Source organism: Desulfosporosinus sp. FKA, assembly GCF_002196785.1.
Taxonomy (GTDB): Bacteria; Bacillota; Desulfitobacteriia; order Desulfitobacteriales; family Desulfitobacteriaceae; genus Desulfosporosinus; species Desulfosporosinus acididurans.
Genome location: NZ_NAHZ01000022.1, coordinates 73,422 through 87,737 on the forward strand (window position 1 = coordinate 73,422; position 14,316 = coordinate 87,737).

The following is a 14,316-nucleotide window of genomic DNA, read 5'->3' on the forward strand; positions in this document are numbered from 1 at the left end:
CATATTCTGTTCTTGGATACTAACCGCTTCAACTACTACTTGTTGCACTTAAACGGGCATTTCTTGAATGCTTTGTAGTTGGCTCATTCTATTGAGTGTATGCATTTGGACAACCTCATCTATTATTAGGCAACGTGATACTTTTGAAATAGCTGTAACTTCGAAATATTGGAATCGAACGTGTATGCAGCGATATCCTTTCCAAGACAAAGAGAAAAGACCACCTCAATGTGGTCTTTATAAACAAGAACTTTATTCACATAATTATCGATGAATTTCTTACACTCAGGAATGTTCTTTTCAGTTACGAATTGCTTGAACACTGATAGGATCTGCCGAAGGTTATCTTCCGTAATCTGAGTTGTCGAATTCTTAGCATTCAATTGCTGAATGAAAATCTCGATAGACTGTTTTTCATCTTCCAACTCAGACATCCGGGTTTTGAAGGATTCTTGGTAGAACCCCTTTTCAATGGCAGTAACGATATTACTGATTTGCTTTTTGACTTCTGCCAATCTAGTTTCCATATCTGAAGCCTCTTTATTTATCTTAGAGCTATATTTAGATTGGTAATCGTTTAGCATTTGAACTAAGTGAGGAATGGCCTTTTCATTAAAGAGCCGCTTCTCCAACTGGTCCAAGACGTACATCTCGATATATTCCCTGCGGATCTCTTTGTTGTCGCACTGTTTGGTTCTGTCACGATTCCCGCAGCGATAGGAGATATACTTTGGCCTAGTTTTACTTTCGCGCCTATGGTTTCCTTGCATGGCATGACCACATTCACCGCAAAAAATCAGCCCGCTGAGTAGATAGATTTCTTTAGCCCGATAGAAACCGGGTCTCTTTTTATTGTTAGCCATTTTAGTCTGGACAGTTTGGAAATCTTCCTTGGAGATAATAGCAGGGACTCCACCCTCAATTCTAATGATCGAATCATTATCTTTGTTTTGATGATTGTTTCTATTATTGAATGCGTCCTTGCTGGCAGAACGGTTGAAGACATAGGTTCCCGCATATTTTTCGTTCCTTAGAAGCTCATGGATGCTGTTTTTGCCAAAGGGTTTTCCCTTCTTGGTCTTGTAACCTTTCTCATTTAAAACGGTTATCATCCTTCTGTAACCGTAGCCATTCAGATACAGAGAGTAGATTTCACGAACTGCTTTGGCCTCAGCTTCATTGATAACGTACTTTTTTGTAGTTGGATCAATGTCATAACCTAATGGGGGAGTACCGCCAGTATGTTTGCACTGATAGGCGGTTTCCTTCAAGCCTTTCATGACCTCTCTGGCAAGATTTTTTGAATAATATTCTGCCATTCCTTCCAGGAGTGACTCCAGAATGACGGATTCGGGACTTCCGTCAAGGTTCTCTGTGACTGAGACTAGCCTGATACCATTCTTTTTTAACTTGCGTTTATAGGTAGTACTATCATATTTGTCGCGGCTAAAGCGATCTAGCTTGTGTACGATGACCACGTCGAACACCCCCAAGCTGCTGTCCTGAATCATTTGCTGAAATTGAGGCCTTTTATCGGTGGTTGCAGATTTGGCTCTATCGGCATAAATCTTGATAACGTCATACCCATTGTGTTTGCAATAGTCTTTGATAGCACGAATCTGTGCGTCGATAGACTCATCACGCTGATTATCCGAAGAGAATCTGACGTAGGCAGCTGCTTTTAATGTGTCCATAGTGCGAACACCTCCTTTTCTCTTGTACAAAGATATAATATAGGTCTAAAAGGTAGGTAAAAACGGGAACCTATTTTGAGCACATTAGAGCCAATAATTCAATAACTGAGCAATAATAGTTTTTTGGGCTCTCATTTTCTAACGTAATCGGAGTTGAGATAATAGTGTCGGATTCATAATTCTGCATTCGCAATTTTTCTCTGGAGATCGTTGTGGTAACAAAGTAAGTCATTGCTCACACACCCTTTTTAATTTGTTGCAAACAAGAAACGTAGTTCAGTTGAATTCGTTTTTGTTTTTGACCTAATTTGCCGACGGTGCTGATGGTAATATTTTTTCGATTTGATGGAGTGAACTTCGGCACCGTCGGCATTTTGGACGGAGATTTGGTGACGTGAATACTTCGGAATTTCGTCGCTTTTATTGTCCATCTACAACTAAGGCATGTCGTTTTCTTCTGGCAATTCTAACTGTGGTATATTAGATGACTTTCTTTTTTTCTTTTTTTTGACCATTGTTAAGCTTTTTATTTCATCTGCACTAAGTGTTGAACCATCCATCGGAACAACCTTTCCTTTTACTAAAGCTGTTTGAACATTGATGTTTCGAATCATTAACTCTTTTGAATTACCTACACGCTTATCAAAGTAAATTCCTTTATCTTCAAGATTTGACTTGATTTCATTGAGTCGACGGCTTAGGATTGATGCAGATTTTGGCCAGAGACCATGCCTAGTGTTTATTTTCTCTTTATCAGCGATAAATTCGAGAGTGGTTAATAGTTCTGTTGTTGTTCCAGCCCATTGTGATCGCTTGCGCATCATTGCGTCTATGGCTTCAGCCACAGGATGCGCTGCGACCGCTTCTTCATTTGCTTTACTTTGGTTTTTCTTGTATGCTTTGATAAATTTACTTCCGCCAATCCCAAGTACTTCGGCAATGGCGTAGCCCCACCGTGCGAAGTCAGCCATCCTTGGAAGGTCATCCAGATTAACAGTTGGGTGGATTATCATTGCCTTGGAGAGGGTATTGAGCGCAGCCCCAACGATCTGCGGAAGATCGCTGTTAAACTCATTCCATATTTGGGATTCAGCCTTGCGTTGGCTCTTTTCGATTCGCTCTAACTCGAGTACGATGGATCGATCGAGGAGGTCCGGCCTGGTAGCGACGACATTGATTCCGTTCACGGCAACGCATCGTTTGAAGGAGAGAATCGTTTCATCATCATCGGAATAGAGTTTACGCTTAGAGAACGATCCGCCAGTACTTGCCATACAGAGAATATCACTTTTTTCCCATGTGATCCGATCCAAATTATCAAAGCAGGGCATATAGCTGTTGGATAATGCAAGTACTAGATCGTCAATGCTATTTGGCATTATGAGAAGGTCCTGTCCGGCAGGGTCTACAACCGCCTTTGCCATTCTCATGGAAGTAGATTTAGCCGCCCCCTTTTCGCCGGAGAGAACAAGTACTGGATGTGGGATGTCCGGGACAAAGCAGGAGATAAGGTACACTGTGAAGAGAATCCTATCGTCTTCATCTTTGAAATGGAAGTGTTTATTGATTAGGTTGAAGTCACCATCGAAATCAGGCTCGACCTGCCCCTTCATGTTTTTAGATCGTACAAATAGTCTAGGAGGGCTGTTTAGGATACTGCATCTATTAGAGGCAATGCAGATAACTCGAGGATTTTGGCCAGCTAGATCATAGTAGAATTTGCCATCTTCTCCGGCAACCCGTCGGTTTGTAATGAGAAATTCACCATCGTAAAAAGCCTTCGCTTGTAGAGTATTGAGGGCTGCGGTCATTGAATCAGAACCTGGAGCTTTGCCTGTCTCGTCGAAAAACTCTTTTGTTAACCACATCTTGTATTTGCGACTATTAAGTTTCAAAATCTCAGTATGTCCATTGTTACTTATCTCGGCGTAGACATCTTCGACACCATCGTGCATGAGTTTTGTTTTTTGACCAATACGGATTAAGATATCACAAGCAGACTCTTGTTGTTCATCACCATTGTTGCTGTCTTGTTGAGAATTGCGCTGCCATCCAGGTTCATACTTGTCGCGCAGAGAGTGCCAGTCATTTCCTGAACAACTAGTATGATGGCATCCCGCAACAATCTGCCCCCCATCGAACTGAATGATGTAAGCGCTACGGTTCGTGTGATCTGGATTCCAAGGGCAGACCTTAGGAATGTACTTTGTAGCCTTGTTCTGCCATCGTGAAACAATAGTCGTTTCAATATCGTATTCTTTAAGTTTGTCTTTAACGTTGATCCCCGTTCCTTCGGATTTGCCTGTTTTCTTAGGGACGGTCATTTCTGGCATCAAGGCGGCAAGCTTTTCAAGAAGTTTTCGATTAACAACCTGAATCGAATCGGGACAATCTTTAATTTTAGATCTACGGTGAGGTCGATCAACCGTGTCGTCACCTTTGCAAGCCATTGTACCGTAAAGTTTCCATATCCTAGCCGGATTAAATGTGGTTGTGTCAACACTAATTGTTTGTCTGCTGAATTTTAGATCCAAGAGCTGAAGAGACTTTTTAATCAAATCCCTACTGGGTTCATCGTTAGGAAGGTCAACCCGGTAGAGGAGATGTGCCCCATTTCCAGAATCGGCATAGATCGGATCTGGAAAGCCGAGTTTACTGAGATACTTTTTAATAGTAAGCGCCATTTTATGAGCAAGCTCGTGCTCCTTGTCCATTGAAGAGATTCCGGATGGTCTTGATGGGTCTAAATCAATTGGAAGGTATTCAATGCGCTTGATGTCTGCATCCGAAGTAGTGTTACGTACTCTCGATGCTATCCGATTCTCCGCTCTGGACAGCAGAGCAGGGTTGACGGGATTAATGGTGAAGTAGACGTTGTTTTTTCCATCAAATTCTGCAGCGGCTTCGGTTAAGGCATCTAAGTCATCGAAATACCCTGAATATGTCCCCTTGTTTGTGAGGACTCGAAGTTCTCTCACGTCACCCGGCAGGAAGATGTTCACTAGCCCACGCTTAATTTCTTCGTATAGGTTATCGTCCATTTTGCAATTACCCCTTTTAATTCGCCTTTTGTCCCCAAAAATGCCGTCGGTGCCGAAAGTGAAGCTAATATTATTAGGGATATTCGCCACCGTCGGGATTTTAGGGGGGGTTGAATATCTTTAGGTAGCAATGGCCTAAGTGGTCATTGCTACTGCTTATTAATTTTAGAAATTAAAGTAAGTGGGCAAAGTCATATAAGTCAACGGTATTATCGGTCGCTGGCTCGATGGTCTTAAAAGAATTACAGTCAACTAGCTTTATTTTGTTTGATAAACCTAAGATGCAAGTAAACAGATAATCTGCTCGATTGAGGTGCTGAGGGTCGTCGTAGAACATGCCTCCGTTAAGTTTTCCAGTACCCAAGTTTAAATAGTGAATAAATTGCAGAAAGTTTAAGATTAGATTGATAGTGTCCTCATCCGAATTTGGAATGATTGGAGTAGGAAATTCCCAACAAGCTTCCAGACGGTTTCCCCAAACAAAGACTTGAGTTGGAGGTAAAATCACATTTTGAAGCTCGCTATAAAATTGGCGTATTGTATCAGCGAACTCCGCCGATGGAATATCTTCAAGCTCACGACCTCTATAAGAAAAAAACAAGAAAGACAACTTATAGATGGGGAATGCCCAATAGCGTATATCATCGAGAAACTCTTCCAGAATTGAAGTATCCTTGGGAAGAACGTTGTTTTTGCTACATAAATCATTTTGCAAAAGCACTTGCTGTTGAGTGATTTTATCAATAGGTCGGCGTATATCTAAGATACCTAACGTTTCTCCCGCTGACTGATGGACTTCCTCAATCTTGGAGAAATCGACGGGTCGAGATAGATGCTCAATTCCAAGAACCTTGTTATATTGTGACTCTCCAGTACAATTGGAAATGGCAGAGGGATTAAGGCAGAATTCAAGAGAGGAGTCCTTCAAAAGGCTTAAATAAGTTGCGTGAGCTAAGTAATCGTTAAAGTTAGCGAGCATGGTCTCCTTATCTTGGGCGCTAGAAGGGGTAACTCTAAATGGTAGATTCCAGTTCAGTATAGTAGAAGAGTTGCTGTTTCCAACTTGAAACGAATCTGGGCGAACGGCTAGATTTTTGAAGATATCACCTTCGAGGTTGACAGAAGTGTTTGGAAGTAATTTAGGATCATCCGTTTTCAAAATTAAGTTTGTAAACATTTTTTCATTCGCTCCTTCTTTTTGATTTTTCTCCCCTACACTTACTGATGCTTTTGGTACCGAAGGTGATGGTTATTATAGAAAGGACCTTTGTTACCGATGGGCATTTTTGATGTCGGGGACTTTGAGTTGTGATGAGGTTTGGTAAAATCGTGAGTGGCATCATGAGAAAAAAAAGACGCCACCGATGACCTCTATCAGGAAACTTCAGATCTTCTTTGGATCCGTGAATTTCCTTGAAAGGGTCATCGGTGGCGTCATATTTACCAATTATTTGGCATTCAAATGACTTTTGCCCGAGGTTCCAGTTAGGTCCCGAATGGGTCCACCCATGCGTGCCTCGCGGCCACCAATAACGATACTCCGTTTATCAGAGCAGGTTATCAGGGAGTATTGCTATCTCCCTGCAACGATTTTAACTTGTTCTAAGTATAGCTTTACTATACTTATCTAGCAAACCTCAGATTTCCTTGTTTTTGGTTGGAAATATTTGTATAATTCTTATTGTTCAAAGCTTTCCGCGAGCAAGTCCTCACGGAAAGGCCTCACAGCATATTACACTGAAATTGGACATTTCGTTTTTGCTCCGGAAATCATACTTTTATGCCTATTTTCTCTGAATTTCAAAGCTTGTTTTTCAAACTATACAGTCCTTTTTTAGGAACAAGTAAATTACTAATAACTGTTACATGACTTTCTGGCACTATCGACACCGTCGGCATTTTGGCTGATCCTTCTACAGATTAGAGGAATGGGGAACACAATTTTTTGGTTTTTATGCCACCAATTTTCTTTTGCAAACTTATCCCAATCATTCAATTACCTTTTTCAGTAAGGTAGTATATTAAGGCTTCGGTAACGAGCCAACTGATACTCGGCACAAATTTGGCCTTCTTGAGTGAATTTATGGCTTCAACCAAGTCTTTGTTCAGATACACAGTAATTTTCTGCCCCTCTTTTGAGAGTGAACGTGGCCTCTCGAGTGGCCCTACCGAAAGCTCCCTCCCACGGATGGATATTCGCTTAGACTCACAATCCTCTGGAATATTACCCGAGTTATTTGTGTTTCCGGTAGTCCTATTTTCGAACACTTCCATGTCGTCATCAGTGGGATCATACTGATTCGGGGACTCGGGCCAACTGATTCCGTGGAGGTGATTTTCCATTTCCGGGTTCTCATTTGGTGTTCCTAAGACAATATGTCGCCGTCTCCGCATGTTAAAGCCCGATGGCATGCACTCTTTCATTTTGATTGCCTCCCTTTAGTCGACTTGCTCGACGATTTTTTAGTCGACCATAGAGCCGACTTTAATATTATGTTTACGTTTGAGTGGGTGTCTGGAAAAAAGTAGGGGAGACCCTACTTTTAGCGAGCTTATACTTGCAAGTAATCTTCAGAGAACATAAGAGTTGTAAGCTCTTTTTCTCCATAGGCATATAGTGTTGCTTCTATTGGTTGATTCACTTCAAAGATCATTGTCTGCAGAAACTGGGGCTGCTCCTGTTGATGAGTCACTTGTTGCATTTCTTTACCATTTGCGATTGTAATTGACAGACTGAAGACCTGTAGATAGTCAATTTCGGCTGGTTCTCGGCGATTTATGAAGAGGTCTAGTATGTCCCAAACAAGCTTTTGAACCTCTTCCGGTACTTTTTCTATAACTTTTCTTGTCATATAGCGATGATCTTTTTCGAACATCTTCTATTTCCTTTCTCAATCAAGTAGTCCTTTTTCCTTGAGGCTGACATACCGACCATCGCTTCCGATAATGACATGGTCAAGTAGTTCGATGCCAAGGAGGTTACCAGCATTTTTCAGTACACGGGTTATTTCTATATCCTCTTTTGACTCTGTAGGAATACCGCTGGGGTGACTATGTGCTACTATGATGGCATTGGCATTTCCAAGAATAGCGGCTTTGTAAATTTCTCTTGGGTGAACCAATGTGCTATTCAAGGTTCCCTGGGATACCATCGCTAGGCTCGTGGGCTGATTTTTGGTATCAAGGCAGACTACACAAAGCCTCTCGCTAGGTTCATCCTCCAAGAAGACTCGCACAATGTTAGCGGCATCGGAAGGGCTATTCACATACCTTTCTTGATAGAGAAAGCTCGATTCTCTCACTAATTTTAGGCTTACCAAGTTGACTCTTTTAGCGGAATTGTTAATCATTGTTGAACCTCCTTGTTCTGATGTGAATAAAAAATGCCCCGTTCCCTAATGAATAGGAACGGAGCTTCAATGTTGGTTTATATTGTCAGTTTGGTCATCTTTAGTGGTTGCTAACTTTCGCCAAGATTGGCTCGTGAATAGCTCTGTTTCAAGGTGCTGTTCAGACAGCCAAGCCTCAACTTCGGGTTCAAGTTTTCCAACTTCGGAGATGAATGTTTGAAAGTATGCATTGTCGTATAATAACCCAATTTTCCATATCTCTTGGCCGTTTGAAAGTCGCTCTAATTCGACGTATTCCAACCACTCACCAAGCAGGTCACCTTCTTCTGGAGTCAGCCCTATGCCTTTGAGATTTCGAATATCGTCATCTTGTTCCAGTATTACAATATAACCGTATTCCTCCAAACTGAATTCTCCAATATTTTTCTCTTGACCTAATGCTTCGTACATCTGCTGGAATAGCCTTCCTACGTAGGTAAGGGACGCCTCACTGATCGCGCCCGAACCTACCAAGGCTTCTAGGTCGGCTATCGCTTTGATAGTTTTCACGTTTGTGTAATCTCTCCTTTCTTTGATCTATGATCCGGCGGACTCTCCATCGCGTCTGCAGGTCCTTACTATTATAATATCTGCTTTATTTCCGTATATTTACATGAAATAAAGGGTTGGTTATATCCGTTTCTCCTGTAAATGACCAGTATTTTTACCTTAATTTTCCTTCGTAGGGTTTCAAGAGCTTGATTATTCCCTTATGTCTTCTATGTTTGGTAAATCCGCCGCATATCTTGCGTAATAGTAGCCACTAAAGATGCAATGTAGGCTGCCTGTCGGGTCTTCATAGTGGCTTTCTAGGTTTTTTCTGCAATCAGAATCTGGGCTTGCCTATCAAAGTTTTAGTTACTAGTACTACTTGTTTTTGTGGTGAAATATAATGAATATTAGTAGAAATATCGTAATATTAACTAAAGAAAAGGTTTATAGTTGAGATTGAATAAAGAAAGGGGCTTTATGTATGGCTTGGACAATATTAAATTTCGGTAAGTACCAAGGTAAAACTCTTCCTCAAATTTTATTCCTTGATCCAGATTGGTTTTACTGGGCTTATGATGAAGGGGTATTTAGGAACAAGGGTCAACTTTTTAACGAGGCAGAAGAAATATACCAAAAGGCATCTTCGATAAAAATACCTAATTTAGATGACATTGAAAGGGTAGCTGAGTATGTAATTCATGCTCCGACCGGGAAATTTGGAAAGCTTGAGCTCGTTCCAGTATCCAGGCCTCCTCATGTAGGAGGTAGCCCTACATTTAGAAAGAATGTAATAGATTTGAGCGTTCCAAGGCAAGTAGCTCATTATGATAAAACTGGCTGTGCTTTACTACTTGGAAACGTTAAATACTATTTATTTGGGGCAAATGTCAGGATGACTAAGAAAAAGTGTGAAGACTTTTTTAATGATAATGATAATTTCAGGTTGAAAAATGCTTAGTGTGATTCGGTGTTAAATTAATGGCTTCTACATAAATGTAAAAACGGGCAAACCCACCTCCGTTTATGGACGTAAGGGTTTGCCTATATTAACCAGTATTTACTCGCTGCATTGTGTAGAGAATGCAGCGAGCAGATTTAATCCGCTTTCCTTGGTATTCATGCCTTTGGAAGGTAAGGTATTAATCAAAAATCTTTTGAAGTTAGTTTTCCTAAGTTTTGCAGCTAGTGACTGCTTTTTTCAAAGCAAAAATGTATAGTTGTTGGCCTTCGTTTTAGTAACTACTTTGCAAGAACCTATTTATTGATAATATTTTGGAGGATTTTCATATTTATTGTGGAATAGTGTGAAAGTAGGAAAAACATGGGCCCTAGCAACTTAGATCAATACCTAGTAAGGTGTCAAGAAAGTCACAGAATATGAATCATACCGATATCCATTTAGATTTATCCGTAAGAGAAAAGAGGAGATTATTTGTGGAGATTCCATTTTTAATTTTGGGATTTACAGGACCGATAGGAGCAGGATGTACTACTCTTGCTAAGATAATCACTCGCACCAATCCATCGGTTTTAGTAAAGAGAAAACAGTTCTATGAGAATGTCATTAAAAACATGGAAAATATCAGTGACCAAATGAAAGAAGCTACGTGTGAACTAGAACTCGAAAATTATAGTAAACAACTTAGGGAATTGTATCACCAACGGGCATATCTTAGAGTACTCCATCAAGTTAAGGATCCCAGGTTTGTATATGTTTCAATGTCTGCGATTATTCTCAAGCTAGTTATAGAAACATCATATGCACAAGAATTCAATAAGTGGTCAGAAGCGTTTCCTCAATTGTCAGAAATAATCATGGAATTTAGAAAAAAGTGGATTGAAATTATTCATATATATAATATAAGTGATAAGAAATTTGAGAAATTATCGGATAGTGAGTTAAATAGTATAGATGAAATGTTTAAAGATCTAGATAACATACGAAAAGAAATAACGGATATTGAGTTAGGAGATTTTTTTAACAATAGGATTGACGAGTTACATCTTCAAATCTTTGGGAACAACATACGTAAGACGGGATCTGCATTTATATCAGACGACTCTAAGGGAGATTTAGAAAATCTTCCCCTAATAGCGATAGAAGTTAATAGGTATATCAAATATTATCGGAATAGAGCAGATAGTAAAAAGGCAAATTGTTTTGTTGTAGATGCATTTAGGAACCCTGCTGAGGTAGAATTCTTTAGAAGATATGATCAATTTTTTCTAATTTCCTTGTATGCAAGTGAAAAAACTAGACAAGAAAGGTTAGGCAGTACAATTCTTGGAGGTTCTTTTCATAAAAGGGAAGATTTTGCTGACATATTCAAAAAGATTAATGAGCGTGACTGGGGTGATGACTCTAACATAAAAGACTTACATAAACAGAATGTTTCTAGATGCTTTTATTTAGCTGATATAGCCATTAATAATGATAAATCAAATGAGGAATTCGACATGAAGCTATTCGATAAATTCCTTCGTTATTATGCTTTAATTGCTTCACCAGGGTGTGTTCAACCTACCAAAGAGGAAACGTTTATGAATCTTGCATATTCATTGAGTCTACGTTCATCATGTATCTCGAGAAAAGTAGGGGCAGTAATTACTGATAAAGCGGGCTTTGTATTAGGTGTAGGTTGGAATGACGTCGCTCACGGTCAGATAGGTTGTGGATTAAGGCAAAAAGAGGACTTTTTAAAAGAAGAAAATGAATTGTTTTCTATGGAACTCTTTAAAGGACTTCTCACTAATGAAGATTTTGAACAGTTTTCAGAATATGACTCAATTTGCTTTAAGGATGTACTTTCTGAAAAGAAAATCAAAGAAAAACTTGCTAAAACTGATATGAGTCAGACCGAAAAGGAAAAAGTATTACAGGTTCTTAAAATTAAGAGATTAGAATACTGTAGATCTCTTCATGCAGAGGAAAATGCACTTTTGCAAGTAGCTACGAGAGGAGGTATGGGGGTACATGGCGGTGAGATTTATACAACCACTTTTCCATGTGAATTATGCGCAAAAAAAATTAACCAATCTGGTATTACTACGGTCTATTATACCGAACCCTATCCGAATAGCATTTCTGAAAGGCTATTTCTAAAAGATGGAATTCGGCGTATTGAAATTAGGCAATTTGAAGGTGTAAAGAGTTTTAGCTATTTTAAATTGTATAAGCCTCTATACGATAAAAAAGAAGCTCAGAAAATTGATGACTTAGTATAATGGACAAAAGTTGTTACTTTATGAAATATTGTAGATTTCGAGCAAACCCTAAAGGCCTAATAGTAACAGGGATAAGATTTTTTAGTAGAATAACAACCGGTGGATTATTTTTTCCTCTTATCTATTACAGAGACACATCTACCTAATATTGTTAATATATATCTTCTTTGTTTTCAGGGTGCTGATCAATTATTTGTATTATATGCTTTCAATAAAAGCAAGAATTTTGGACAAAAGATATAAACGTGAGTATGGTTAGGAAAGGAGGCCACGCTTTAACTAAAGTTTTTTACTCAGTTATCGCATCTTCTAAAACACTTGATTTCAACTGTAACTCCGTTTAGACTAATTATATGAAAATATTAACAGTTTAGAGAAAACTATATTTTAGATAGGGAAGCGGCTGCTAAATGGAATATATCCAAAAGATGTGTGCATTTCTTTGCGCACAGAATTAGTATAGAACGTGTTTTTGAACTAGGAAGAGTTGAGTAATACCTGGAGATGCAATAACAAAAAATATTTTATTTGAAGAATCGGGAGAGATAGAATGAACCTTTTTCAATACATAACCGCTGTTAGCCTATCCGAAAAAACTGAATTGGAGAAAATACGGCTGTTGGCTTTTTATCAAAATACAACTGATGGTACTACTTCGTTCTTCCTGGACGGTATTTTGCAAATTCTAAAAGAAATAGGACATCCAGTATCTAATGTCTCTCGAATAAAAGGATATCTCGCCAAATCAAAGGACTTTAAAAAGAACGGAACAGAAAATGAGTATATGATAACACCATTAGCCAAGCAAAAGTTGCAAATTGAATTTGGCCATATATTCGATAACACCGAAGAAATTATATCTTCAAGCGAAGTCTTAGACGAAACTCTGTTTGTAGGGAAAAGAGGATTTTTAGATATACTAATAAAACAGATCAATAGCAGTTATAACAATAACTGTTACGATGCTTGCGCTGTTCTTATGAGACGCGTTTTTGAGATATCTCTAATATTAGCTTATGAAAAGCAAGGTGTTCAAGACCAGATTAAAGATGGAAATGGCGACTATGTTATGTTAGAAAGAATTGTAGCAAACGCTATTCAAAATAAAACTCTCCATATTTCAAGATCACGAAAAGAATATGACTTAATACGTGATTTAGGGAATTTCGCTGCTCACAAAATCCATTTTAATACTAGAAAAAGTGATATTGATAACCTAAAGCAAACATATAGAGTTTGTATAGAAGAATTATTCTATATTGCGGGGTTAAAAGTGTAGGGGGATGAAAAATAATGTCTAATAGAGTTAGGATCAAATTGGGGCCCATCGAATTTGAAGTTGAGGGAGATAGTGATTTAATTGAACGCGAAAGGGCGCAATTTTTTAGCTTGTTGCCACAAGCAATAACGGCTGTTTCGCCTGTGGTTTCAAATTCCTCCCAAATGCTTGAGGCAGCAAAGGATATTATTGAAATATCTGATCCCCCTTCTTTACCTACCTCTGAATTACACGATAATCCTCACTCATATGATTCCATAGTAGCCTTTTTAAAAGAAAAATCGTTTAGCTCAGATTTAGAACGAGTTTTAGGAGTAACTTATTATATTGACCAATTGGAAGGTGTAAGCCCTTTTACATCGAGAGATATTGAAGCCAAATTTACTGACGCAAGGTTAACAAAACCAAGTAACATCAGCCATGCTATTAACAAGAATATAGCTAAGGGTTTCCTATGTGAATCCAAAGAAAAGAAGGAAGGCCTTAAATCATTTTATTTGTCATTAGCCGGTATTGAATGGTGTCAAAACTATACTCCTTCGGAAACTTCAACACCTAAGAAAATCCCAAAAAGTCGAAGACTGAAAACCAATACGGAATCCTTTTTGATAAATATTCCCTTGGAAGACTTACATCTAGATAATTATTGTGATGTTCCTTCGCTGAAGAATCTTGATGAACAAATTCTAGTGGTAATGTTTATGTACACTAAGGAGAAAGATGTTGAGTATTTTTCTTTTGAAGATATTGTATCCATTCTAAAAACTAAGTTTAAAGTCTCTGCTACCTCAAGACAAGTGCAATATTTCTTTGAAAAAGGTGGTACAAAGTTCGATAAAAAGACCGAAAAAAAGCGGGCTTATCATAAGCTCATGTCGATTGGAATTAAGGAAGCTGAAAAAATTATCTCTCAGCAAAAAGAAAGTACCATTGTTTCTGCAGATTAATCGTGCCCTTTTTGTCACTATGTGTTGTTTGAGCTATGGGAAATTAAGCATCTAATAAATGTAGCTTAAATATGTTCGAGGGTTTGGATAAGCGCGCCTCGCTTCCACCATTAAAAACCCTGTAGGTTATGTTTGCGTCAAGATTATCGATATTGTTAGATAAATTAACAACTATCTTATCTACATATTCTTGAAGAACCCTTTTCTTTTCTTCTTTATCGGTGGAAAAGAGAGAGTTCTTTTTTTGTT

At 38.7% G+C, this 14,316-nt stretch carries 11 protein-coding genes; 4 read left to right on the forward strand and 7 right to left on the reverse strand.

Going from position 1 to position 14,316, the window contains the following annotated elements; all coding sequences use genetic code 11:
* Nucleotides 1-125: 125 nt before the first annotated feature.
* The 7 genes from B5771_RS06605 to B5771_RS06635 all read right to left on the reverse strand — a co-directional run bounded on the left by B5771_RS06605 (nucleotide 126) and on the right by B5771_RS06635 (nucleotide 8,634).
* On the reverse strand, nucleotides 126-1,694 hold the full coding sequence (locus B5771_RS06605; RefSeq protein ID WP_088186817.1) for a recombinase family protein: 1,569 nt from the start codon (nucleotides 1,692-1,694) through the stop codon (nucleotides 126-128).
* 437 nt (nucleotides 1,695-2,131) lie between these two features.
* Nucleotides 2,132-4,735: a hypothetical protein gene (locus B5771_RS06610; protein ID WP_088186818.1), complete on the reverse strand. Its 2,604-nt coding sequence runs from the start codon at nucleotides 4,733-4,735 to the stop codon at nucleotides 2,132-2,134.
* 172 nt (nucleotides 4,736-4,907) lie between these two features.
* On the reverse strand, nucleotides 4,908-5,912 hold the full coding sequence (locus tag B5771_RS06615; RefSeq protein WP_088186819.1) for a hypothetical protein: 1,005 nt from the start codon (nucleotides 5,910-5,912) through the stop codon (nucleotides 4,908-4,910).
* Between the two features lie 815 nt (nucleotides 5,913-6,727).
* Nucleotides 6,728-7,159 (reverse strand): CopG family transcriptional regulator, encoded by a 432-nt coding sequence (locus B5771_RS06620; RefSeq protein ID WP_088186820.1) that lies wholly within the window; start codon nucleotides 7,157-7,159, stop codon nucleotides 6,728-6,730.
* Between the two features lie 128 nt (nucleotides 7,160-7,287).
* Nucleotides 7,288-7,611 carry a DUF960 family protein gene (locus B5771_RS06625; protein WP_088186821.1) on the reverse strand — a complete coding sequence of 108 codons (324 nt, stop codon included), beginning with the start codon at nucleotides 7,609-7,611 and terminating at the stop codon, nucleotides 7,288-7,290.
* Nucleotides 7,612-7,626: 15 nt separating this feature from the next.
* Complete coding sequence (locus B5771_RS06630) at nucleotides 7,627-8,085, reverse strand: JAB domain-containing protein (RefSeq protein WP_088186822.1); 459 nt, start codon at nucleotides 8,083-8,085, stop codon at nucleotides 7,627-7,629.
* Between the two features lie 66 nt (nucleotides 8,086-8,151).
* Entirely contained in the window at nucleotides 8,152-8,634 is a 483-nt protein-coding gene (locus B5771_RS06635) for a hypothetical protein (RefSeq protein WP_088186823.1), read from the reverse strand.
* 463 nt (nucleotides 8,635-9,097) lie between these two features.
* On the opposite strand from B5771_RS06635, the gene B5771_RS06640 reads away from it, so the two are divergent.
* The 4 genes from B5771_RS06640 to B5771_RS06655 all read left to right on the forward strand — a co-directional run bounded on the left by B5771_RS06640 (nucleotide 9,098) and on the right by B5771_RS06655 (nucleotide 14,067).
* Entirely contained in the window at nucleotides 9,098-9,574 is a 477-nt protein-coding gene (locus B5771_RS06640; RefSeq protein ID WP_088186824.1) for a hypothetical protein, read from the forward strand.
* Nucleotides 9,575-10,050: 476 nt separating this feature from the next.
* The gene (locus B5771_RS06645; RefSeq protein WP_172408175.1) at nucleotides 10,051-11,841 is read left to right on the forward strand and encodes a deaminase; all 1,791 of its coding nucleotides are present in this window, start codon (nucleotides 10,051-10,053) and stop codon (nucleotides 11,839-11,841) included.
* Nucleotides 11,842-12,391: 550 nt separating this feature from the next.
* A complete protein-coding gene (locus B5771_RS06650; protein ID WP_088186826.1) occupies nucleotides 12,392-13,120 on the forward strand; it encodes a DUF4145 domain-containing protein in 729 nt (242 codons plus the stop codon).
* Nucleotides 13,121-13,134: 14 nt separating this feature from the next.
* Nucleotides 13,135-14,067 carry a hypothetical protein gene (locus B5771_RS06655; protein WP_088186827.1) on the forward strand — a complete coding sequence of 311 codons (933 nt, stop codon included), beginning with the start codon at nucleotides 13,135-13,137 and terminating at the stop codon, nucleotides 14,065-14,067.
* The last annotated feature ends 249 nt before the right edge of the window (nucleotides 14,068-14,316 follow it).

Coding starts and splice junctions, on each gene's coding strand:
- B5771_RS06655 (WP_088186827.1), top strand. CDS start 13,135: ATGTCTAATAGAGTTAGGATCAAATTGGGGCCCATCGAATTTGAAGTT.
- B5771_RS06640 (WP_088186824.1), top strand. CDS start 9,098: ATGGCTTGGACAATATTAAATTTCGGTAAGTACCAAGGTAAAACTCTT.
- B5771_RS06630 (WP_088186822.1), bottom strand. CDS start 8,085: ATGATTAACAATTCCGCTAAAAGAGTCAACTTGGTAAGCCTAAAATTA.
- B5771_RS06650 (WP_088186826.1), top strand. CDS start 12,392: ATGAACCTTTTTCAATACATAACCGCTGTTAGCCTATCCGAAAAAACT.
- B5771_RS06615 (WP_088186819.1), bottom strand. CDS start 5,912: ATGTTTACAAACTTAATTTTGAAAACGGATGATCCTAAATTACTTCCA.
- B5771_RS06625 (WP_088186821.1), bottom strand. CDS start 7,611: ATGTTCGAAAAAGATCATCGCTATATGACAAGAAAAGTTATAGAAAAA.
- B5771_RS06610 (WP_088186818.1), bottom strand. CDS start 4,735: ATGGACGATAACCTATACGAAGAAATTAAGCGTGGGCTAGTGAACATC.
- B5771_RS06620 (WP_088186820.1), bottom strand. CDS start 7,159: ATGAAAGAGTGCATGCCATCGGGCTTTAACATGCGGAGACGGCGACAT.
- B5771_RS06605 (WP_088186817.1), bottom strand. CDS start 1,694: ATGGACACATTAAAAGCAGCTGCCTACGTCAGATTCTCTTCGGATAAT.